The organism is Streptomyces sp. NPDC050560, assembly GCF_044457285.1.
Classification (GTDB): domain Bacteria; phylum Actinomycetota; class Actinomycetes; order Streptomycetales; family Streptomycetaceae; genus Streptomyces.
Window position 1 is genome coordinate 464,886 of the sequence record NZ_JBITGT010000006.1, and the last position, 22,179, is coordinate 487,064.

Below are 22,179 nucleotides of genomic sequence, written 5' to 3' on the forward strand. Positions count from 1 at the left end.
CCCACACTCCCCCGCCCCGTTCCGCCACCGCACACCGCCCCGCACCCCCGCACGCCCCCGAGAACCGGCCACCACCCTTTCGCAGCCCCCGAGTTCGGGACTTCCGAAGTCCGATCCCAAAGCTTGAAAGATAAAGGAACTACGCCTAGCGTGCGCGGGGATACCCCGCTTCTCGCGCCCGGCGAGGACGGACTCGACGAGATCGCGAGGCTACGGGTGCCACGACGGACGATCAGCCTGAACGGCAAGAGGGTCGGCGCCGAGTACCAGTCGGCGGGCGGCACCGGGGACGGCGAGGGCAGCGGGGACGGCGGCGAGGACACAGAGACCTCGGAGCCGCTGCTGTACTGGCTGCGGGAGCACTTCGACCAGCGCGGGCCGCGGTACGGCTGCGGGGTGTCGCAGTGCGGCGCCTGCACCGTCCTGGTGGACGGCGCACCCACCCGCTCCTGCACGACGGATGTGCACACCGTCCCGGAGCGCGCGGAGGTGCGCACCCTCGACGGGCTCGCGCACGGCGGGCGGCGGCACCCGCTCCAGAGGGCGTTCGTCGAGTTCCAGGCGGGCCAGTGCGCCTTCTGTGTCAACGCGATGGTGATGGGCGCGCTCGGCTGGCTGGAGGGCAGGATCGCGGCGGGGCAGCGCGCGGTGCCGTCCGAGGGCGAGATACGGGACTTCCTCTCCGGGGCGAGCGAGGACAACACCCGTAACTACCTATGCCGTTGCGGCGCGCACAACCGCATCACGGCCGCGATCCGCTCGGCCGCGAAGGAGATGGTCAAGTGAGTGTCGAGACCACACGGCGCGGTTTCCTCGTCGGCACGGGATCGCTCGCCGTCGGCTTCTCGTTCCTCTCGGCCCGCAGCGCCGCCGCCGCGGACGGCGCCTCAGGCCGCGGCGGAGGACGGGTGCGGGTGACGGCGGAGGACGGTTCGGCGGGCGACGGCGAGTCGTGGCTGATCCTGACGCCGGAGACCACCACCGTCTACAGCGGCAAGGTGGAGCTGGGTACCGGAATCCAGACGGCGTTGACACAGATCGTGGTCGAGGAGCTGCGGCTCGGCGTCGGGGACGTGGCGTATGTGCAGGGCGACACGCTGCTGAGCGTGGGCCAGGGCGGCACGACGGGTTCCAAGAGCATCCAGAACGGCGGGGTGCAGCTCCGCCAGGCCGCGGCCACCGCCTTCCGTGAGCTGCTTGCCCGCGCCGCCGCCCACTTCCGCGTACCGGCGGACCAACTGCACGCCGCCGACGGCCGGTTCACGGTCAAGGGCCGTACGGGCCGGTCCGTCCCGTACGCCGACCTGCTGCGGCACGGCACCTCGGTGGTGCCGCTCGACGAGGACGCCCCGCTGGTGGCGCCCGGGGACTATGTGGTGGTGGGCACCGCGCAGCCCCGTGTCGACCTGCCGGGCAAGGTCGACGCGACCTTCCGCTACCTCCACGACATCGCGCCGCAGGGCGTGTTGCACGGCCGCGTGGTGCGCCCGCCTGGCCGCAACTCCCGCAACCCGGTGCTGAGCGGCCTCGAACGGGCCCGTGCCGTCGAGGGGTTCGTCGACGTGGTGCGCCACGACCGGTTCATCGGTGTCGTCGGCACCACCGAGTGGGCCGCCCAGCGCGCCGCCGACCCGGACACCGGGATCACCGTCGCCTGGGAGGAGGGCCCGGCGATGATCGCGCAGTCCGAGCTGCCGACGGCGCTGCGCGACCCCGCCCACCACTACGGCGCCGACGTGGAGGTGGACGGCGACGTCGACCCCGTCTTCGAGGACGCCGACACCGTGCTCAGCGCGCAGTACTTCTCGCCGTTCCAGATGCACGGCGGCATGGGCGCGTCGACCGGGGTCGCCGACGTGCGCACCAAGCCTGACCCGGTCACCGGCATCCAGGCCACCGTCTGGTCGGGCACCCAGAACGTGACGGCGCTGCGCGGCGCCGTCGCCGGGCTGCTCGGCCTTGACGCGTCGCGGGTCCATGTCGTCTACGAGGAGGCCACCGGCTGCTACGGCCACAACGGCGCCGACGACGCGGCGGCGGACGCGGCGCTGCTGTCGGCCGCGGTGCGCCGCCCGGTGCGGGTGCAGTGGACGCGGATGGACGAACACGGCTGGGAACCGCTGGGCGGCGCCCAGGCCCACGACATGAAGGGCTCGGTGGGCCCCGGCGGCATCACCGCCTGGTCCCACCTCAACTACGCGCCCACCGCCAACAGCAGGCCCTCGGCTGACAACCCCGGCACCCTCCTCGCGGGCGCCCTCAGCGGCCTGCTGCCCGACCCGCTGCCCGGCTCCTCGGTGGACTCGTCGGGCCGCAACTCGCCGGTCACGTACGACATCCTCCAGCGGGTGGAGACGCGGCTCGTCAGGACCTTCGAGACCGCGGGCGCCGACTCGGCCGAGCCGGTGAGCCCGCTGACGTACCGGATTCCGCGGACGACGGCGCTGCGGTCGCTCGGCGGGTTCTCCAACAGCTTCACCAACGAGTCCTTCTTCGACGAGCTGGCGCACGCCGGGGGCCACGACCCGCTGGAACTGCGGATCGCCTCGCTGCCCGACCCCCGGGCGGTCGCGGTGTGCGAGGCGCTGCGCCCGGCGTGGCGCGCCCGCCCCGGCGGGGGCGACGGGCGGGGCGCCGGGGTGGCGTTCCAGCAGTACGAGGTGGAGAACGCCTACGTGGCCAGCTACGCGGAGGTCCGTGTCGACAAGGCGACGGGGCAGGTACGCGTCGAGCGGGTCGTCGTCGCGCACGACTGCGGCCTGATCGTCAACCCCGACGGGCTGCGCAACCAGATCGAGGGCAACGTGGTCCAGGGCGTGAGCCGCACCCTGCGGGAGGAGGTCACGTACGCCGCGGACCGGGTCACCTCGGTGGTCTGGCAGAGCAGCGACTACCACCCGGGCAAGCAGTACGAGGTGATCCGCTTCAACGAGGTCCCCGAGGTGGAGGTCATCCTCCTCGACCGGCCGGAGCAGCCGCCGCTCGGCGCGGGCGAACCCACCATCGGCACCCTCGGCGGCGCGATCGGCAACGCGGTCTTCGCGGCGACGGGGGTCAGACTGCGCACCCTGCCGTTCACGCCCGAGCGGGTCCTCGACGCCCTGGGCTGAGCGCCGTTCGGTACGGGTTCAGTACCGTGCGGGGTTGTCGAGCAGCAGCGGGTACACCGAGGTGGGCCGCCCGTTCACGGTGGCGCCCGCGTACTGGAGCATGGGGGCGGACTCGCGGTTGAGCGCGGCGGGGAAGTTCAGCGCGGGCGACGACACGGAGTCCAGGGCCGCGCGCTGGTCCCGGGTGAGTGTGAGGTCGAGGGCGGCGAGGTTGGCCTCCAGGTGGTCGAGACGGCGGGGACCGATCAGGGTCGAGGTCACCCCGGGGCGGCCGCGCACCCAGGCCAGGGCCACGGCGGCGGGGCTGGCACCGCTCTCCTCGGCGACGGCGGTGACCGCCTCGATGACGTCGAACTGGGCGTCGGTGGGCCTGATGCCGTACACCCCGGCGCGCCGGCTGTCCGCGGGCACCGGGCGCTCGCGGGTGTACGTGCCCGCGAGGAAGCCGTTCTTGAGCGGCCCCCAGGGCAGCACCGCCATGCCGGTGTGCTCGGCGAGCGGGATCAGTTCGCCCTCGATGGTGCGCTCCAGCAGGGAGTACTCCAACTGGAGCGCCACCACGGGAGACCAGCCGCGGAAGGCGGCGACGACGTCGGCGCGCGCCGTGTACCAGGCCGGGGTGTCGGAGAAGCCCACGTAGCGGATCTTGCCGGCCGTGACCAGGTCGTCGAGGACCCGCAGGGTCTCCTCAAGCGGGGTGGCGGCGTCGTAGTTGTGCAGCCAGTAGAGGTCGATGTAGTCGGTGCGCAGCCGCCGCAGCGACTCGTCGACCTGGGCGAGGACGGCCTTGCGGTTCGCGCCGCCGCCGTTGGGGTCGCCGGGGTGCAGGTTGGTGAAGAACTTCGTGGCGATCACGACGCGGTCCCGCAGTCCCGGGCGGGCGGCGAAGTAGTCACCGATGATCTTCTCGGAGTGCGTGTTGGTGTAGAAGTTGGCGGTGTCGACGAAATTGCCGCCGCGTTCGAGATAGCGGCTGATGATCTCCTCCGCCTCCTCGACACCGCATCCGGTTCCGAAGTCCTCGCCGAAATTCATCGCGCCGAGGCAGAAGGGGCTGACCGCGAGCCCTGAACGGCCGAGGCTGACATAGGAGTCGAGACCCATCAGTGCGCTCCAAAAAGGGGGAAAGTGAATGTCGGGGTGTGTTCTCCATTGAACTCGGCGGGGCGTCGGCGGGTGCGCCCAAAAGCGGCAGTCTCTTGCACGATCCTGTCAACGTCGGCAGTTGTCGGCCTGCGGGCACGGTGCTTCACTGGAGGACGTGGGCCTTGAGGAGCTGTGTGCGCTGATCGACCGCCACGCGCGGCGCGGGACGCCCCCGGTCGAGGGGCTGCTGCTGTCCAGGTCGGAGCGGCCGACCGCGCCCGAGCCGAGCCTGACGGGGCCCGTGCTCGCACTGGTCGCGCAGGGCGCGAAGCGCACGGGGCTCGGTGAGCGGACCTACGAGTACCGGGCGGGGCAGTATCTGGTGGTCACCGTCGACCTGCCGGTCACCGGCCACTTCTCCGAGGCGAGCCCCGGCCGCCCGTTCCTCGGCGTCGGCCTTGAACTGCGTCCCGCGGCCATCGCCGACCTGCTGCTCCAACACGCCACGGCGCCGGGGCCCGCGCGCCCGCCCGGCGGCGCGGTGTCCGGCATCGCGGTCAGCACGGCGCCGTACGAACTGGTCGACGCGCTCGTACGGCTGCTGCGGCTGCTGGAGCGCCCGGCCGACCGGCCGGTGCTCGCGCCGCTGATCGAGAAGGAGATCCTGTGGCGGCTCGTGACGGGTGAACAGGGCGCGGTGATCCGGCAGATCGGGCTGGCCGACAGCACCCTCTCCCAGATCGGCCGCGCCGTCCGGTGGATTCGCGACCACCACGCGTCGGCGCTCCGGGTCGGGGAGCTGGCGGATATGTGCGCGATGAGCGCGTCGTCCTTCCACCGGCATTTCCGCGCGGTCACCGCGATGACGCCGCTCCAGTTCCAGAAGAACATCAGGCTCCAGCAGGCGCGGCTGCTGCTGATGAGCCGTGACGACGACGTCGAGGACGTCGGTTACGCCATCGGATACGACAGCCCCTCGCAGTTCAGCCGCGAGTACCGGCGGCAGTACGGGCTGCCGCCCGGGCGGGACGCGGAGCGGCTGCGCGGCGCGGAGCGGGGCTCCCGGGCGTCGCGGGCGTGACGCCGTGCGGCCCGGAAGGGTGGGCGGCGGGGCCGTGAGCCCGTCCCGGGTGCGGGCGCGGGTCGGTCACTCGGGCAGCGGCAGCAGCCTGCGCTTGTACGCCTCGCCGACCGCCCCGGCCCGGTCGCGCACCCCCAACTTGCCGTAGATGTGCAGCAGATGGGTCTTCACGGTGGGCTCGCTGACGAACAGGCGTGCCGCGGCCTCCCTGTTGCTGGCGCCCTCGGCGACGAGCGCGAGTACCTGGAGTTCGCGGGGGCTGAGCACCTGGGTGGGCGGCTGCCGGGTGAGGCCGATGAGCCGTCCTGCCACCGAGGGCGAGAGCACCGTCTCGTCCCTGGCGGCGGCCCGCACGGCGCGCAGGAGTTCGGCGCGCGGCGCGTCCTTGAGGAGGTAGCCGGTGGCCCCGGCCTGGACGGCGGGCAGTACGTCGGTGTCACTGTCGAAGGTGGTCAGGACGAGCACCCTGGCCCGCGGCGCGGCCTCCCGCAGCCGGGTGATGGCCTCCGCGCCCGGCATGCCCGGCATCCGCAGGTCCATCAGCACCACGTCGACGTCGAGCGTCGGTGCGAGGGCCACCGCCTCCGCGCCGCCGCCCGCCTCCCCCGCCACCGCGAAGCCCTCCTCGCTCTCGAAGATGCCGCGCAGCCCGTCCCGTACGACGGGGTGGTCGTCCACGAGCAGCAGCCTGACGACCTCCGGCGGGTCCCCGGCGCCCGTGCGGTCGGTGCCTTTCATGCGGTGCCCTCCGTCTCCGGTGCCTCGGGTGTCTGCGGTGTCTGGGGTGTCTGGGGTGTCTGGGGTGTCTGGGGTGTCTCCGTGCCGCCGGGCGGGCCCGCGTCCGCGGCGGCCGCCGGGCGTGTCGGGACCGTCGCGTTCACGGTGGTGCCCTCTCCCGGGGTGCTGTCGATGTCGAGGCTGCCGCCCACTGCTTCGAGGCGGCGGCGCATCGTGGCGAGCCCGAAGCCTGAGCCGTGGTCGGGGTGTTCGGGCCCCGGGCCGCCGCGGTCCGGGCCGCCGGTGGCCGCGCCGGGGGCGGTGGCCGCCTGGGTGGCGGGGGCGAAGCCCCGCCCGTCGTCGCGGATGTCCAGCAGCACCGTGTCGTCCATGCAGGACAGGGTGACACCGACCCGGGTGGCGTCCGCGTGTTTCGCGGCGTTGGCAAGCGCCTCCTGGGCGACCCGGTAGAGGGTGACCTCGACGGCGGGGGTGAGCGCCCCGGTGTCGCCGTGCACCTCGACGCCCGCGTGCCCGCCGCCGGTCCCCGTCCAGCCGTCGGCCAGTTCCCTGAGGGCGTCGGGCAGCCGGGAGCCGACCAGGCCCACGGGGGTGAGGGCCCGCACCGAGCGGCGGGCCTCGACGAGGTTGTGCCGTGTCAGCTCGCGCGCGCGGGCGACCCGGCCGCGCCAGTCGCCGTCCGCGGCGTCGGCGTGCTCCAGGGCTTCGAGCTGGGTGAGGACGCCCGCGAGGCCCTGGGCGAGGGTGTCGTGGATCTCCCCGGCGAGGCGCTGCCGCTCGTCGTGGACACCGGCCTCGCGCGCCTGCGCGAGGAGCTGGGCGTGCAGGCCCTCGTTCTCCTCCATGCTCGCGGTCAGCCGCCCGTTGGTCTCCTCAAGCTCGGCGATGGTGCGCTCCTGCCGGTTGCTGAGGACGCCGACGAACCAGCCCGCGAGCAGCAGCGGGATCGCCAGCGAGACGGCGACGCCCCAGGTCGACGGCCGGTCGTGCCCCGTCCAGGCGGGCACGTTCTGGGCCAGCATGGACACCACGGCCGTCGCGCCCGCGGCCGGCACAAGCCAGCGCACCGGGAACAGCGCGAGCGCGAAGGAGTAGCCCACGGTCACCATGGGCGAGAACGCGCCGCTCCTGCTGAGCAGCCCCCCGACGATCAGCAGGAGCCCGCAGTAGTAGGCGAGGACCAGGCCGGGCCTGCGGTCCCAGACGGGCCTGGTGTGGATCGCCCACCCCATCCAGACGGCGGCGAGCGCCGACAGCGGCAGGGTGACGGCGAGCCGACCGGGCTCCAGCTCCCGCGGCTGGGACAACAGGGTGGCGAGCGAGGCGAGCAGCAGCAGATACGGCAGCCCCGACCAGGCCAGCCGGTACGACAGCCAGGCCGGCTCGGTGCGCACCGGCGGCCGCGGCCCGCGCGGGCTCATGCCCGGGGGCGGCGGCACGACGGTGCGTCGGCGGTGTGCGGCGCGGGCGGGCGCTGGTCGGCTGGCACGGGCATCGCGGCTTCCTGTCCTGGTCACGGCGCCGCCGGGGACGGCGGACACCCCCAGGGTGCCATCGTGGCGCCCGCGCGGGATCTGCCCTGCGGGTGCCGCTCGCGCTCCGTGGGGCCGATACGGGGGTCGTCCGAACGGTTGATACGGCACCCGTACCAGGGCGCGCCGTCACACCTGGTCACCAGGGGGTGCGTTCCGTCATGCCGCGGAGGGCTTCCGCGATGCCCCGCTCGTTGTCGGGGTCGGGCCTGGGGCCGCGCAGGATGCCGCGGGCCGCGCGGGCCGCGAACCAGATGCCGCTGCACATCCAGCGAAGCCGTACGAAGGTGTCGAGGTGGACGAGTTCCGCGGTCAGGCCGGGGGTGTGGGCGCGGTAACCGGCGAGGCACCGGTCGAGCAGCAGGGGGTCGTCCCGTGTCATCACGGCGTAGCAGGCGAGGTCGTACAGCAGGGGGCCGCCCATGGTGGCCGCCCAGTCGATGAGGCCGTCGCGGCCCGGGTCCGACGGGTGGTGGCGGAAGGCGTCCGGGTTGGGGTCGCCGTGGGTGACGCCGAGACGCAGCCCGCCGCGGGCGGCGGCGCGCTCCGCGGCGTCGAGCACCCGGAATCCGGCGCCGCGCACCCGCTCGGGCATGGGGATGTCCGTCAGCGCGGCCGGGGCCCAGGTCCAGGGCCAGGTGCGCCGGGGGTCGAGGGCGTCGGCGGCGTCGGCGAGGGCGCGGTGGGCGCGGGCGAGGGTGGCGCCGTCGCGGCGCGCGGTGTCCGCACGGGGGGCGTCGGGCGGGGTGTCGGGGACGTGGGCGAGCAGGGCCAGTTCCCCGGCGTGCATGGCCACCGAGAGCCGTCCGTCGGCGGTGGGCAGCGGGGGCCCGCTGCGCAGTCCGTGCGCGGCGGCGCGTGCCGCCGTGCGCAGCCCGGCGCGGAACGCCTCGGCGTCCTCGGCGTCGGCGAGCTTGGCGACGGCGGCCGGGGCGGTGGCGTCGGGCGGGTCGTGGACGAGCCAGGTGGTGGAGTTCCAGCCGCCGGTGAGGCGGGTGACGCGGGCGGTGCGGCGGCCCCAGGGGGCCAGCGCCTCGACGAGTTCCGCGTCGGTCGGCGGGTGGGGGTGGGGTACGGGGGCGTTGTCGGACGTCAGGGCGGGTCACCTCCGGAGGTCCGCCCGGGCGCGGGCGGCGCGGAAGAGGCAGGCAATCACACCGGGGCCGCCGCCGTCACCCGCGGCGCCGCTGCCGCTCGGCGCGGCAGGCGGCATGATGGGGGGGGAGGCCGCGGCGCGCAGGACGGTGCGGCGGTCCTGCTACGGACGGGAAGGGGCGTGGGCGCGATGGCGGAGGCATCCCGGGGCGACGGTGCGGAGGACATCGAGGTGGTCGACCGCCCCGACGATCCTTCCGGCCCGCGCTACGAGCTGAGGGTCGGCGGCAGGACCGCGGGCATGCTGGTCTACCAGGCGGCCGACGGCGACCGGCGGGTGCTGCTGCACACCGAGGTCGGCGAGGAGTTCCAGGGCCGCGGCCTGTCCAAGCCGCTGATCGAGGGCGCGTTGGAGGACATCGCGGCCCGGGGCGGCACCCTCACCAACCACTGCCCGGCCGTGGGCCGTTACCTCGACAAGCACCCGGAGTGGGAGCGCCTGGTCGACCCGGAGCACCCGGGCGACCGCCGCCGCGGCTGAAGTCCGCCGCCCGGCACGCCACTTGGCGCTCCCTGCCCCTGCCTCGCGCAGCAACCGCCCGCCGCCCGCGGCGCCTTGAGCGGTCCTCGGCGCTGACGGCGGCGTCCGCGCGCCGCCGGGCACCCGTCCGTCTCTGGCCCGGTCGCGACCGTCCGCGGCGCGGCCCCTCCCCCGGCACCCGTACGCCCTGACGGCCGGGGCGTCTCCCTACTGCCGTGCGGCGCCTCCGGCATGCCGCCTTCCGCATTCCCGCCTGTCACACCCGTTGACTCCCTCAATAGGTAAGACGTATTACATAGTATGGGTAGTGGGCGGGACACACCACCAACACCTGCGACCAGCAACCGCGCCAGGGCCCTGCCGCCGGCGCGGGACACACGCAGCGCCGTCGCGTCGCCCGTGGGGGCGGCGGCCAGAGTCAGCGGCCCCGTCGGGCCGCCATGAGTCAGGAGCGGAATGTCCAGTCGTGGAGAGCCGTCACCCGTCAGATCAGGACTGCGGCGGCTGAGAGCCGTCCTCGCGACGGCCGTCGCCGTCGCCTGTATCGCCGTACCGGCCAACGCGGCCGGAGGACAGAGGGGTTCGGCGAAGAAGCCGTGCTCGCCCCGGCAGTTCTACGTGTCGCCTTCGGGCTCCGACCATGCGAACGGCAGCAAGAAGCACCCCTGGAGGACGGTCGAGCACGCCAGGGACCACATCAGCGCCAAGGGCCTGAACAGCGCCGGGAAGATGAAGTGCGACATCGACGTCAACCTGCGCGCGGGTGACTACGAGGTCGACGACACCATCACCTTCGGCGACAAGGACTCGGGCGCGAACGGCCACCAGGTCGTCTACCGCAGCTACGACGGCCCAGGAAAGGCGCGGTTCCTCGGCGCGAAGCCGGTCACCGGCTGGACCAAGTACAAGGACCACATCTACAAGGCCCCGGTCGACAAGAACAGCCCCTTCTTCACCCTCTTCGAGGACGGGAAGCGCGCCACCACCGCCCGCTACCCCAACCGGGGCAGCGACGACACCTGGGCCCCCTATCTGACCTCCGCGCTCACCCAGGAGGACAAGATGGACGTGCACAACTGGCTGTGGTCCAAGCCCGGCGACTGGGACCCGAGCTGGGACATGAGCCAGGCGTCCGCCGTCATCTGGTCGGGCGGCAGTTGGAGCTGGTTCACCGACACCGTGCCCATCCTCGACGTCAACTTCCCCAAGAACCAGCTCACTTTGAAGTACTGGACCCGCTACGCGATGGTCAACAGCGACGGCGGCTCCCGCTACTTCCTCCAGAACTCGCTGGACTTCCTCGACCAGCCGGGTGAGTACTACCTCGACTCCAAGGCGGGCGAGCTGTACTACTGGCCGCGCGGCGGCAGCGTGGACGACACCTCGGTGCTGCGCCCCACCGTCAAGACCGTCTTCAGCTTCGCGGGCAGCTCCGCCACCAGCCGTGTGCACGACGTGACCCTGGACGGCCTGAGCACCGAGTACACGGATTTCGTCGACTGGTACCGCAACGGCTGGATCAGCGCCGGGGACTCCGGCGAGGTGCACAAGTACCCCGAGTACGAGCGCCAGATCGAGATGCCGCGCAATCGCTTCGGCGCCGTCCTGATGACGAACACCCGGGGCATCACACTGAGCCGCATGCACATCGCCAACACCGGTTTCACCGGGGTGTACATGCTGTTCGCCAACGACCACGACACCGTGCGCGACAGCCTGCTGGAGAACATCGGCGCCGACGGCATCAAGGTCGAGGGCGGCTTCCCCGGCGAGGGCGACGTCGCGCACGACAACCTCTTCACCGACAACTACATCGACCACTTCGGCGAGTTGGTGCCGGGGGACGCCTCGGGCGTGGAGCTGATGGACACCGGCGGCAACGAGGTCAGCCACAGCTATATCTCGCACAGCGCCCGTTACGGCATCAGCCTGGAGTCCAGGCCCGAGGTCCTGAACGCGGACACCTACAGCACCGGCAACACCTTCAAGTACCTCAACATCCAGCAGGCCGGGCTCGACAGCGGCGACATGGGCGCGTTCTACGCCTACGGCGTCAGCAACCAGGAGCCGCACCCCGTGAACAACCATGTGTCCCAGATGGTCGTCGGCGACGTCATCCCCGACGACTCGATGCCGGACAGCGGCACCAGGGGCGTGCACATGGACTCCGGCGGCTGCGGCTTCGACTTCCGCAACGTCGAGGTCGGCAGGACCACCGACCAGTCGTACCAGAGCTACCAGTGCAACACGACCGAGAACGACAACTGGATGGACGGCTTCGACGCGTCCAAGATGCAGTACGACAAGATCGGGGTGAAGGCGGCCTTCCCCTACCGGAAGCCCCCGCAGACGGTGTCCCCCACCGCGCCGTCGGCGAAGTGACCCGGCGCGTCGGCTGACAGACCGCCGGCCCCGGACGGCAAGAACGTCCGGGGCCGGCGGTTTCTGCCGGGGTCAGCCGCAGTGGCCGCTGCTGGAGACCTCGTCGACACCGATGCTGCCGCCCCACTGGACGCACTGCTTGGCCGCGTCCAGGTAGACGGGTCCCGCGTAGGAGGTGTAGTCGCCGGTGTCGGTGACCGGGTCGCCCCCGACGACGGCCAGGCTGACGCTCATCGGGACGGCGGAGCCCGTGGTGTTGCGGATGGTCACGGCACAGTTCTTGCCGAGCGAGCTGTTGTAGGTGAGGTAGACCGTGCCGGTGTTGGAGACGGCACGGGAGTCGATCACGGTGTAGCCGGTGCCGCAGGCCCCGTTGTACGCCGCCGCTGCCTTGGCGGGCTTGGCGGGCGCGGCCTTGGCCGGGGCGGCCTTGGCGGTGGGTGTGGCCGCCGGGGCGGCGGAGGCGGGAGCGGCGAGGGCGGTGGCACCGCCGAGTGCGACAGCCGCGATGGCTCCCGCAGCGGCGATACGACGAGACATGATCATGATGTTTCCCCCAACATGATGGAGTCTTCGGCTCTGGTCATGGGTGCCTTGGGCATCCGCATGTGAGACCCGCGACAGGCGCACACCGTTGTGCCGCCACTGTCACCGTTTCGTCACTGAGGCCCTGAAGCACCCGGGAGGATGGCGAGGCGGGGAACATCCGTGTGAACTCCGTTCCTTCACTCGACCAACTTCCGTTACTCGCATGCACGCTGACGGCCCGTCGAAACCTGCGGGTTACTTGCTCACCCCCACCGCGAAGACATGCATCGTCTCGTTGCCTCCCGCGGGGCTCGGGCTGAGCCGCGGGAGCACCACACCGGCGATCTTCTTGCCGGCGTCGGCGTGCACCGAGGTGGTGTAGAGGCGCACCTTGCTGTGGCAGGCGGTCCCGGCGTCGGGCGGCTGGCAGGTGAGGCCGCCGTGGTAGTGGGAGAGCACCGCCGCGGTCCGCTGGCCTGGTGAACTGGTCGTGTACTTCCAGTCGTTGAGGCTGACGGGCTGGTGGCCGACCGTACCGTCCGTGTAGACGATCTGGAGGTCGGCGGTGGTGATGGGTCCCGAGTTGCGGTCCATCGCGGTGGCCGTGCCGAGCAGTGACACCGCCCCGCCCTGTCCTTCGACCCGGATCGGCTGGCCGTAGGCGTCGGTGTTGTCCTTGCTTCCCGGGGCCGCCTTGGGCCAGGTGAACGTGGTGGGTCCCACGGTCACCTTCCCACCGGGCTCGATACCGGCGTCCGAAAGGGCGGCGGCGGACAGCGAGTTCTTACGGCCGTCGAGGTCGCCTGCGCCGGGTTTGCCGTCGTCGGTGACGCCCACGTTGTCGAACGAGTCGGCCAGCGAGCCGTACGGAACGTACGCGGTGGTGTCCACGGTGCTCGTGGCCTGCTTGCCGCCGGTCCGGTAGCCGAGTTCGGCGGAGAGCCTGACGCCCTCGGACGTGGGCTTGTCCGGCGCGGTCACCTTCCAGGCGACTTCGGCCTTGCCGTGCGCCTCGACGGTGGCCGGGGCCTTCTCGGACAGCTCGGCCTTCCAGCCGGAGGGCACCGTCAGTCTCGGTGTGACCGAGGTCAGCGTGCCGTCACCGTCGTTGACGACCGTGCCGGGGACCGTGGTGGTCCTGCCCGCCGTGAAGAAGGGGTGGGCGGCAGGTTCGACATGCGGGGCGCCCGCGCTGTGGCGCACGGTGGTGGTGGCGTGCAGCGGGGTGTGGTCGCTGGAGTCGCCGACCCGGACCTGGTAGTCGCCGGGGACGACCTTCCACTGGTTCGCGGCGGTGTCGAACACGGCGAGGTCCTGTTCGCCGATCGGGATGGTGACCCGCTTCGACTGGCCCGGCTTGAGCGTGACCTTGCTGAACCCCTTGAGCTGGAGCGGCGGTTCGCCCGCCGCTTTGGGGAAGCCGAGGTAGACCTGCGGCACCGCGGCCCCGGTGCGCTTGCCGGTGTTGGTCACCTTCAGGGAGACGGTGGCCGCCTTCTTGCCGCCGAGCGTGCCGTCGTGCCCTGCGGCCCCGGCGTCGACGGTGCGGGTCGCCTTGAGTCCTGAGTAGGAGAACGAGGTGTACGACTGGCCGTAGCCGAAGGCGAACAGCGGCTCGGTGCCGGACTTCTGGTAGCCGCGGTAGCCCACGCCGAGCTTCTCCGAGTATTGCGCGACCCTGTCCTTGCCGGGGAACTGCGCCCGGTCGGCGGTGGGCATGTCGGAGTCCTTGACGGGGAACGTCAGCGGCAGATGTCCCGAGGGGTTGGTGTCGCCGAAGAGCACCGACGCCGCGGCCGCGCCCTGGGCCGAGCCGCCCCACCAGCCCTCGATGACGCCCTTGACGTCCTTCAGCCAGGGCATCGTCACCGCGGACCCGGTGGTCAGCAGCACGATCGTGTTCGGGTTCGCCTTGGCGACCTGTTCGATCAGCTCGTTCTGCGAGTTGGGCAGGGACAGGTCCCGCTTGTCCAGCATCTCGCTTGAGTAGTCACGGGCGACGACAAGGGCGGTCTGGGCCTTGGCCGCCGCCGCGGCGGCGGCCTTGATCGCGGGGTCGACGGTCCCGGCGGGCGGCTTCCAGCCCCACTTGATCACCTGGGCGTCGTCCTGGATGGAGTCGACGTGCGGGTTGAGCCCGTCCGGCCAGTAGTCGACGCGTACCTGGTACTTCTGCCCCGCCTTGAGGGTGACATGGCCCGCCTTCGGCGTGTCCAGGTGCTTGCCCATGTTGTCCACGACGAGCTTGCCGTCCAGGAAGAAGCGGCTGTCGTTGAAGCTGGAGAGGTCGAACTCGTAGCTGCCGCTCGACGGAGCGGTGAGGGTGCCGGTCCACTCCACGCTCTTGTCCATGCCGCGGGTGATCTGGGGGCGCTCGGTCCCCATCTTGGTGCGCACGCCGGAGTCGTCCTGGTCGGACTGGAGGACGTTGGGCTCGACGCGCTGGTTGTCGGTGAGGGTGAAGTCGTCGGCGTAGAAGTAGGTCGCGGTCAGTCCCGGCTGGCCGTCGTCGCTGGTGAGCACGGAGGAGGGCACGACGTCGTCGCCGCCGAGCGCACTGGCCTCCGCGGTCTCGTCGGTGCCGGGTGCGAAGGTGACGTCGGTGTCGGGCACCCGCTTGCGTATGCCGTCGAGGACGGTGTCCTTCGTCAGCGGGGAGCGGGCCGCGCTGCCGCCGATGGAGGCCGCGGTGGTGTTGGCGTCGTAGCCGATGACCGCGAGGGACTTGGTCTTGTCCGGGTCGAGCGGCAGCACGCCCGACTGGTTCTTCAGCAGCACCGCGGAGTCGGCGGCCAGGTTCTTCACCGCGGGGATGTCCGCGCGGATCTTGTCGTCGGTGTCGTCGCCCGGCCGGTCCGGCGGGTTGTCGAAGGCGCCGGTGCGCAGCAGTGCGACCAGATGGTCGTGGACGGCGCGGTCCACCTGGGCCTCGGGGACGGTGCCGTCATGGACCGCGTCGATCAGGTGCTGTCCGAACAGCTCCATCCACGGCGGCCCCTCGAAGTCGAGCCCGTGCCGCACGGACTGGGTGGTCAGATGGGCGGAGTGGTCGGAGGCGACATAGCCGTCGAAGCCCCAGCGGTCGCGCAGGGTGCGGCTCAGCAGGTCCTCGTCGTCGCAGGCGTGCACGCCGTTGATCTGGTTGTACGCGCACATGAGGCTGGCCGCGCCGCCCTTCTCCACGACGGAGCGGAAGGCGGGCAGGTACATCTCGTTGAGCGTGCGGTCGTCGATCTGCTCGTCTAGGCCGCGGCGGTTGGTCTCGACGTTGTTCGCGGCGAAGTGCTTGGCCTCGGCGATGACCTTGTTGTCCTGGATGGCCTTGGTCTCGGGCACGTCGATGGAGGAGACCAGGAACGGGTCCTCGCCGAAGGACTCGGCGGTACGGCCGCCGAGCGGTGAGCGGGCGAGGTTGATGGTGGGGCCGAGCACCTCGCTCTTGCCCAGCTCGCGGGTCTCCTTGCCGAGGACCGAGCCGAACTTCTGGGCGGCCCCGGTGTCGAAGGTGGCGGCGAGGGAGATCGGCGCGGGCATCTGGAGACCGCCGTCGATACCGATGCCGCCGTCGGCGCCCTGCGGCTGCGGGATGCCGATCCAGGACGGCCAGCCGCCCTCCAGCACCTTGGACTTCTCCGCCAGGGTCATCTTCTCGACGATGAGGTCCGCCCGCCGGTCAGGGGGGAGGGCGGTGTTCATCCAGGGCTTGGACTTGTCGTAGGAGGCGGTGTGGGCGCTCGCCGCGGTGGGCGTGGTGGGGGCGCCGTTCAGCGCGGGCCGCCCGGCGGTCAGGGTGAGGGCGGCGAGCGCGGTGCCGAGGGCCACGGTGGCCATGAACCCGCGGCGGCGCCGCCGGGGCGGTGCCTGGTGGGGCGCGGGGGCGCGGCGTGCGGATGCGGGTGGGGGGACGGGTGCGGACGGTTCGTTCTCCATGCGTACCTTCCGTGCGTCGGACGGATGGGTGCAGTGGTGCGCCACGGCGCGGTGAAGCGGGGGGCCGCGGGGGGATGCAGACGAAGCAAAGTACCGCTCAACACTTGTATATAGGTCTGACTTATATGCACGGTCAATACGCGTGCATCAGACAACGATGCGGTTCCGCGGCCATCTGTGACGACGTCACGGCACTCTCTAGAGTGGTCAGGTCGTCCGGACTGCGGCTTTGCCGTACCTCTCCCCGCCACGTGGCACCCCGGGGTGCCCGCTGTTCGAAGGAAGCGATATGCACCCCCAAGGCCCTCTCGGCGCAGGCGCCCAGCCTCCGTTCCGCGTCCCGGTGAACCATGACCGGTCGTACGGCAAGGGCCTGCACGGCATGGTGGTGGAGGGTGTGGGCCGGGCCATCGTGGAGCAACGCATGGAGCCGGGCACGGTGCTGCACGCGGACGAGCTGGTGCGGCGCTACGAGGTGTCGCGGCCGGTGGTCCGCGAGTGCATACGGGTCCTGGAGTCCATGGGGCTCGTCCAGGCCCGGCCCCATGTGGGCACCCGGGTGCTGCCCCGTGAGTGCTGGGACCTGCTCGACCCACGGGTCATCGACTGGTCGGCGCACAGTCCCGGCGCCGTCGAGCAGCGCCGTGAGCTGCTGCAACTGCGCGCCGGGATAGAGCCGATAGCCGCGCGGCTGGCCGCCGGGGCGGTGGCCGGGCCTGCGCTCGCGGAGATGGGCGAGTGCTGCGAGACGATGGCGGACGCCTACCGCCGCCGCGACCGGGAGGTCTACTTCCGGGCCGACATCCGCTTCCACGTACTGCTGTTGGACGCCTGCGGCAACACGGTGCTGCGGCAGTTGTCGCACACGGTGGCCGCGGCCCTGGCGTCCCGCTACTCCGAGGAGCACTTCTTCCGCCCGGCGTCCACCCCCGCCTCGGTGCGCCGCCACCGCTCGCTGGTCGACCAGCTCTCCGCGGGCGACGGCCCGGCCAGCGAGCAGGCCGCCCGGGAGATCGTCGACCAGACCCTGGTGGAGGTCTCGGCGGCCTGACCGGGACCGCCCCGCGGGGCGCGGAGGGCTCCCGCGTGGGTGTCCGCCGCAAGGCGGCGGCGGACACCCACGGACGGTTCACGCCTTCGCGGGCTCCTCCAGCCGGGGGAAGAGGGCCGCGCCCTTGGTGACCGTGGCGCCGACGGCCAGTTGGCCCCAGGTGCCGGCCTCGCCGGTCCGCTGGTCCGCGAGGGGGCCGAGGGACGCCTCCGCCCCCAGGGAGTCCCAGAGCTTGCGGGAGGTGTCCGGCATGACCGGGTTCAGCAGCACCGCGACCGCACGCAGCGACTCGGCGGCGGTGTACAGGATCGTCGCGAGACGCGCCCTGCCCTCGTCCGAGGTGTCCTTGGCCACCGACCACGGGGCCTGCTCGGTGAGGTAGCCGTTGACCTGCTTGATGAAGTCGAAGACCGCCTGGATGCCGCCCTGGAAGTCCAGCTCGTCACCGATCCTCCGGTCGGCCTCGGCGACCGCCGTGGCCAGGCCCTCCTGGACGGCGCGCTCCGCGTCGCCGACGGCGGTCGCCTCGGGCAGCGAGCCGCCGAAGTACTTGGCGACCATGGCGGCGACCCGGGATGCCAGGTTGCCATAGTCATTGGCGAGTTCGCTGGTGTAGCGGGCGGAGAGGTCCTCCCAGGAGAACGAGCCGTCCTGGCCGAAGGCGATGGCGCGCAGGAAGTACCAGCGGTAGGCGTCCACACCGAAGTGCGACGTCAGGTCCTGGGGCTTGATGCCCGTCAGGTTCGACTTGCTCATCTTCTCGCCGCCGACCATCAGCCAGCCGTTGGCGACGACCCTGCCAGGCAGCGGCAGCCCGTTGGCCATCAGCATCGCGGGCCAGATGATCGCGTGGAACCGCAGGATGTCCTTGCCGACCAGGTGGACGTCGGCGGGGAAGGTCGACTCGAACTTCTCCGGATTCTCGTTGTAGCCGACCGCCGTCGCGTAGTTCAGCAGCGCGTCGACCCACACATAGATGATGTGCTTGTCGTCCCAGGGGATGGGGATTCCCCAGTCGAAGGTCGAGCGGGAGATCGACAGGTCCTGGAGGCCCTGGCGGACGAAGTTCACGACCTCGTTGCGCGCCGACTCGGGCTGGATGAAGCCGGGGTTGGCCTCGTAGTGGGCGAGCAGCTTGTCGCCGTACTCGCTCAGCTTGAAGAAGTAGTTCTCCTCCTTGAGGATCTCCACCGGCCGCTTGTGGATCGCGCAGACCTTCTGCCCCGCGTAGGGGCCCTCGCCGTCGAGGAGGTCCCCGGGGAGCTTGTACTCCTCGCAGCCCACGCAGTACGGGCCCTCGTAGCCGCCCTTGTAGATCTCGCCCTTGTCGTGCAGCGCCTGCACGAACTCCTGCACCCGGTCCGTGTGGCGCTGCTCCGTGGTGCGGATGAAGTCGTCGTTCGCGATCTCCAGATGTTCCCAGAGGGGCTTCCAGGACCCGTCGACGAGCCGGTCGCACCACTCCTGCGGGGAGACGCCGTTGGCCTCCGCGGTGCGCATGATCTTCTGACCGTGCTCGTCGGTGCCGGTGAGATACCACGTCGCCTCGCCGCGCTGCCGGTGCCAGCGGGTGAGGACGTCCCCCGCCACGGTCGTATAGGCGTGACCGAGGTGGGGGGCGTCGTTGACGTAGTAGATGGGGGTGCTGACGTAGAACGCCTTCGTCCCAGCAGACTCGGGTCCATTGAGCTTCATGGCGGCAAGCCTAGCCGCGCCGCCGTGTCCGCGCTCCGCAGAATTGCCCGGGGCGTCAGGGGCGCGCCGGTACGGTCTTGACCGTGATGCGGTCGGTCGCGGCCCGTGCCGCGTCCACCGCCGCGCCGGTGGTGGGGGCGGCCGCGGTGACGAAGCCCACACGGTCGAAGGAGCTGCGCAGCTCGCGCACCTCGTCTCCCGGGTCGGCGAAGACGAGGGCCTCCAGTACGTGGTCGACGGCGCGGGCCTCCTCCACTCCGGCGACGGCCTCGACGACGCCCTCGTCCGCGGTGACGAACCGCACGGCGGTGCGGGTGGCGGCCCGGTTCGGCAGCGGGACCGAGACGGGGGCGCCCCGCATGACGTCGAGGAAGGCGGCGACGAGGTCGGTGCCGTAGGCGTGGTTGATCAACGGCATGATCATGTCGCCGGGGAGGCGTCCTGCCGCCTCCACCAGGTGCGGGACGCCGTCCGGGACGATCCACTCGGCGTGGACGAAGCCGGTGCGGAAACCGGTCGCGTCGACGAGGCGCCGGGTGTCGAGCAGCAGCCTGGCGCCGGTGTCGCCGCGGACGTCGGCGGGGACGGTGTGTCCGGACTCGACGGGGTGGGGGCCTTTGTAGAGCTGTTTTCCCGTGACGTTCCCGAACAGGCACTCGCCCTCGGCGACCAGCAGTTCCACGCTGAACTCCGCTCCCCTGACGAAGGTCTCCATCAGCAGCCGGGAGGGGGGCAGCCGGTCGGGGTTGAAGGCGTCGCCGTCCGACTGGTCCTGGGCCTGTTCCCAGGCGAGGGGGATGTCCGCCTCCGAGGTGAGGACGTAGGTGCCGAGAGATGCCTGGAGGTCGGCCGGTTTGAGGATGGCCGGAAGCCCGTGTTCCGCGGCGAAGCCCCTGACGGCGTCGAGGGAGCCGACCTCGCGCGAGACGGGGTTGGCGATACCGGCCGCGGCGGCGACCCGGCGCAGTACGGCCTTGTCGCGCAGGACGAGCGCCGCTCCCAGGCTCGCCCCGGGCAGGCCGTAGCGCTCGGCGAGCCGGGCGGCGAACGGCACCGCGTACTCCAGCGCCGGGACCACCGCGGCGGCGCGCAGATCACCGAAGGCCGCCGCGAAGGCGTCCGCGGCGCCGGGGTCGCGGTGCGGCCACTCGATCAGTCGCCAGGGGCAGTCGAGCGCGGCCAGCTTGTCGCGTACCCCGCGCTTGCGTACGACATCGGGCTCCTCCACGAAGACGACGATTTCTTCGGGGTTCAGCCGTCCGAGGAAGAGGGTCCAGTCGCCGGAGAATCCGACGAGGACGATCGTGCGCCGTGGGGTGGGCATGGGGTGGCTCGCTTTCCGCGGGGGTCGAGGGGTGGTGGGGTGAGAGGTGGTGGGGTCAGGGGGTGTCAGGGGCGGCGGCGCGGCGCAGTGCGGCCCTGCCGCCCCGGTCGGCGAGCGCCGCAAGATCCGCGACCAGCGGCGCGGCGGCGCGGTGGGTCACCCGGACGTAGCTGGTACGCGGCTCGATGCGGCAGCCGCGGTGGGACTTGGCGTCGTAGGTGCCGGGGCCGAGCACCAACCGGCGCAGGCCCAGCTCCTGGGCGGCGGCGACCGGCTCGTAGTAGACGAGGGCGAAGTAGGCGAAGTGGCGGTCCGCGTAGGGGGAGAACCCCGACATCTTGGGGTGGAGTTCGCCGCTGTGCGCGTAGCTGAGGCTGAAGCCCTCAGGTCGCCCCGCGCGCTCGGCGACGAGGAACACCGCCCAGTCGCCGAAGAAGCGGGCGCTGCGGCGGACGATGTCGACCATCTGCGCGGCGGTGGCGTCGTGCCCGTAGCGGCGCAACTGCCTGACGTGCAGTTCGGCGTGCTCGCTTGTGAACTCGTCGATGCCGGCGCGCCGTACCGTCATGCCGCTCGCGGCGAAGGCGCGCGCCTCCCGCCGTACGTTGCGCCGCCGCTTGCTGGTCAGCCCTGCGAGGTAGTCGTCGAACGTGCCGCCGGGCAGGGGGAGCACGGTCTGCGCGAGGGTGGTCGCGCCCGCGTATCCGCGCGCGGCGAGCGCCGTGCGCAGCGCGTGTGCGGTGTCGGGGACGTGCATGACGGCGCTCGTGGGGCAGCGCCAGCGCTCCGCGGTCGCCTCCAGTTCGTCGAGCAGGGCCGCGATGACGGGCGGTTCCTCCGGGGCGAGGACGCCCGGTGCGTAGGCGCCGGGGAGCAGCGCGGCCGCCGTGGGTGTCAGCGCCGGGAGGTACGGCCGCAGTGCGGCCGCGAGCGCCTTCGCCCGCTGCCGGTCGGCGGGTTCCAGGGGGGTGTCGGCGGTGAAGGGGGCGAGGGGGTCGTTGGCCGGGAAGCCTCCCGCGTCGATCCGGCGTACGGCCAGTGCGCCGCGGGTGTCGGCGGTGACGGCGTAGTGGAGTCCTCCGGCGTTTGGGGGCTCGTTGCACTCCAGCCACCGCGGCGTGGCGCACAGGGTCGGGGCGCCCCGGGTGGCGGCGGACCAGAGGGGCGCGAGGCCGGCGATCGAACCGGACCTGTGGAGGCCCTTCGGGTCGGCCGCCGTGGCGGCGTGGTGGCCGCGGATCACGGCCAGTAGCCCCGGTAGGAGCTGCCGCGGATCACCCGGCGCCGCCTGCCCTCGGCGAGCGGTCCCGCGCGGTGGATGGTGTCGGTGTCGAAGACGAGCAGCGATCCCGCGGGTGCCTGGAAGGTGAGGGCGCGGGAGAGCAGGAAGGACTTGTACTGGCCGTAGAGCGTGTGGAAAAGCTCCTCCGAGTACTGGTTGAAGACGTCGATGCGGATCTTGCGGAAGTCGTCGTGCTTGATCCACTCGCTCTCCCTGAGGCGGCTGGTGGCCCGGGTGGTGCCCGGTACCGCCTGGAAGGGACCGTTGTCGCGATCCACATCGTCCAGGTAGAGCAGGAACTTGAGCGATCCGACCTCGTCGAAGTGGTACCAGGTGATCTCCTCGTCCGGGGTGAAGTCGTCGGTCAGGATGAGGTGCCGGTTGAGGGTGCAGGGCAGGCCCAGATAGGAGGCGGCGGCCGCGGCCATCCACTCCTGGGTGAAGACCTCGTGGCTGCGGGGCATGGCGTTCTTCAGCTCGTCGCCGTGGTTGAACTTCAGGTGCAGGCCGGTCCTGGTCCGCCCGTAGCGGTGCGAGATGTCCTTGCCCTCGGGGGTGAGCGGCGCCAGTTCCGTGCCCTTGGCCGCGGCGAAGGCGGCCTCGAACTCGCCTTGCAGGTCGCCGAGGTCGTTCCCGGTCAGCCAGCCGGGCACCAGGGCCGCCCCGAACTCCTCGACTCGCTTGGTGACTTCCTGGGCCAGGGCCTGGCTGTCGCGGTCCACGGTGAGCGCGGACAGGCCGACACGGCCGGAGAGCATGTCGCCGACAATCATTCGATCACCTTCTCGTTCATTTTGTTGCTGC

At 71.8% G+C, this 22,179-nt stretch carries 16 protein-coding genes; 6 read left to right on the forward strand and 10 right to left on the reverse strand.

What is annotated here, in order from left to right; translation table 11 throughout:
* The first annotated feature begins 150 nt into the window (after window positions 1-150).
* Together ACIBIW_RS16760 and ACIBIW_RS16765 are read left to right on the forward strand one after the other, a co-directional pair.
* Window positions 151-786 (forward strand): (2Fe-2S)-binding protein, encoded by a 636-nt coding sequence (locus ACIBIW_RS16760; protein WP_399336629.1) that lies wholly within the window; start codon window positions 151-153, stop codon window positions 784-786.
* Complete coding sequence (locus ACIBIW_RS16765) at window positions 783-3,110, forward strand: molybdopterin cofactor-binding domain-containing protein (RefSeq protein WP_399336631.1); 2,328 nt, start codon at window positions 783-785, stop codon at window positions 3,108-3,110. Before ACIBIW_RS16760 ends, ACIBIW_RS16765 begins: the two co-directional genes overlap by 4 nt.
* An 18-nt stretch (window positions 3,111-3,128) precedes the next feature.
* Here ACIBIW_RS16765 and ACIBIW_RS16770 read toward each other — a convergent pair whose 3' ends face one another.
* Complete coding sequence (locus tag ACIBIW_RS16770) at window positions 3,129-4,214, reverse strand: aldo/keto reductase (protein WP_399336633.1); 1,086 nt, start codon at window positions 4,212-4,214, stop codon at window positions 3,129-3,131.
* A 157-nt stretch (window positions 4,215-4,371) separates the two neighbouring features.
* On the opposite strand from ACIBIW_RS16770, the gene ACIBIW_RS16775 reads away from it, so the two are divergent.
* A complete protein-coding gene (locus ACIBIW_RS16775) occupies window positions 4,372-5,277 on the forward strand; it encodes an AraC family transcriptional regulator N-terminal domain-containing protein (protein ID WP_399336635.1) in 906 nt (301 codons plus the stop codon).
* A gap of 66 nt (window positions 5,278-5,343) precedes the next feature.
* On the opposite strand, the gene ACIBIW_RS16780 is transcribed toward ACIBIW_RS16775, so the two are convergent.
* The 3 genes from ACIBIW_RS16780 to ACIBIW_RS16790 all read right to left on the reverse strand — a co-directional run bounded on the left by ACIBIW_RS16780 (window position 5,344) and on the right by ACIBIW_RS16790 (window position 8,343).
* Entirely contained in the window at window positions 5,344-6,015 is a 672-nt protein-coding gene (locus ACIBIW_RS16780) for a response regulator (protein WP_399336637.1), read from the reverse strand.
* Window positions 6,012-7,436 carry a sensor histidine kinase gene (locus ACIBIW_RS16785; protein ID WP_399336639.1) on the reverse strand — a complete coding sequence of 475 codons (1,425 nt, stop codon included), beginning with the start codon at window positions 7,434-7,436 and terminating at the stop codon, window positions 6,012-6,014. The genes ACIBIW_RS16780 and ACIBIW_RS16785 overlap by 4 nt, the downstream gene beginning before the upstream one ends.
* A gap of 250 nt (window positions 7,437-7,686) precedes the next feature.
* A complete protein-coding gene (locus ACIBIW_RS16790; RefSeq protein ID WP_399336641.1) occupies window positions 7,687-8,343 on the reverse strand; it encodes a phosphotransferase in 657 nt (218 codons plus the stop codon).
* 489 nt (window positions 8,344-8,832) lie between these two features.
* Between ACIBIW_RS16790 and ACIBIW_RS16795 the strand changes: the two genes are divergently transcribed.
* Together ACIBIW_RS16795 and ACIBIW_RS16800 are read left to right on the forward strand one after the other, a co-directional pair.
* Window positions 8,833-9,183, forward strand: a complete 351-nt coding sequence (locus tag ACIBIW_RS16795; RefSeq protein ID WP_399336643.1) for a GNAT family N-acetyltransferase — start codon at window positions 8,833-8,835, stop codon at window positions 9,181-9,183.
* Window positions 9,184-9,639: 456 nt separating this feature from the next.
* Window positions 9,640-11,565 carry a right-handed parallel beta-helix repeat-containing protein gene (locus ACIBIW_RS16800; protein WP_399336645.1) on the forward strand — a complete coding sequence of 642 codons (1,926 nt, stop codon included), beginning with the start codon at window positions 9,640-9,642 and terminating at the stop codon, window positions 11,563-11,565.
* Between the two features lie 72 nt (window positions 11,566-11,637).
* Here ACIBIW_RS16800 and ACIBIW_RS16805 read toward each other — a convergent pair whose 3' ends face one another.
* On the reverse strand, window positions 11,638-12,105 hold the full coding sequence (locus ACIBIW_RS16805) for a spore-associated protein A (protein ID WP_399336647.1): 468 nt from the start codon (window positions 12,103-12,105) through the stop codon (window positions 11,638-11,640).
* Between the two features lie 243 nt (window positions 12,106-12,348).
* A complete protein-coding gene (locus ACIBIW_RS16810; protein WP_399336649.1) occupies window positions 12,349-15,924 on the reverse strand; it encodes a glycoside hydrolase family 3 C-terminal domain-containing protein in 3,576 nt (1,191 codons plus the stop codon).
* A gap of 442 nt (window positions 15,925-16,366) precedes the next feature.
* On the opposite strand from ACIBIW_RS16810, the gene ACIBIW_RS16815 reads away from it, so the two are divergent.
* On the forward strand, window positions 16,367-17,074 hold the full coding sequence (locus tag ACIBIW_RS16815) for a FadR/GntR family transcriptional regulator (protein ID WP_399336651.1): 708 nt from the start codon (window positions 16,367-16,369) through the stop codon (window positions 17,072-17,074).
* Between the two features lie 78 nt (window positions 17,075-17,152).
* On the opposite strand, the gene metG is transcribed toward ACIBIW_RS16815, so the two are convergent.
* From metG to ACIBIW_RS16835, 4 genes are read right to left on the reverse strand one after another with little or no spacing between them, the layout of a single operon-like run.
* Window positions 17,153-18,769: a methionine--tRNA ligase gene (gene metG / locus ACIBIW_RS16820; protein WP_399336653.1), complete on the reverse strand. Its 1,617-nt coding sequence runs from the start codon at window positions 18,767-18,769 to the stop codon at window positions 17,153-17,155.
* Between the two features lie 55 nt (window positions 18,770-18,824).
* Complete coding sequence (locus ACIBIW_RS16825; RefSeq protein ID WP_399336655.1) at window positions 18,825-20,093, reverse strand: ATP-grasp domain-containing protein; 1,269 nt, start codon at window positions 20,091-20,093, stop codon at window positions 18,825-18,827.
* A gap of 55 nt (window positions 20,094-20,148) precedes the next feature.
* Window positions 20,149-21,336, reverse strand: coding sequence for a GNAT family N-acetyltransferase (locus tag ACIBIW_RS16830; RefSeq protein ID WP_399336657.1), 1,188 nt, complete (start codon window positions 21,334-21,336; stop codon window positions 20,149-20,151).
* Window positions 21,333-22,148 carry a phytanoyl-CoA dioxygenase family protein gene (locus tag ACIBIW_RS16835; protein ID WP_399336659.1) on the reverse strand — a complete coding sequence of 272 codons (816 nt, stop codon included), beginning with the start codon at window positions 22,146-22,148 and terminating at the stop codon, window positions 21,333-21,335. Before ACIBIW_RS16835 ends, ACIBIW_RS16830 begins: the two co-directional genes overlap by 4 nt.
* Window positions 22,149-22,179: the final 31 nt, after the last annotated feature.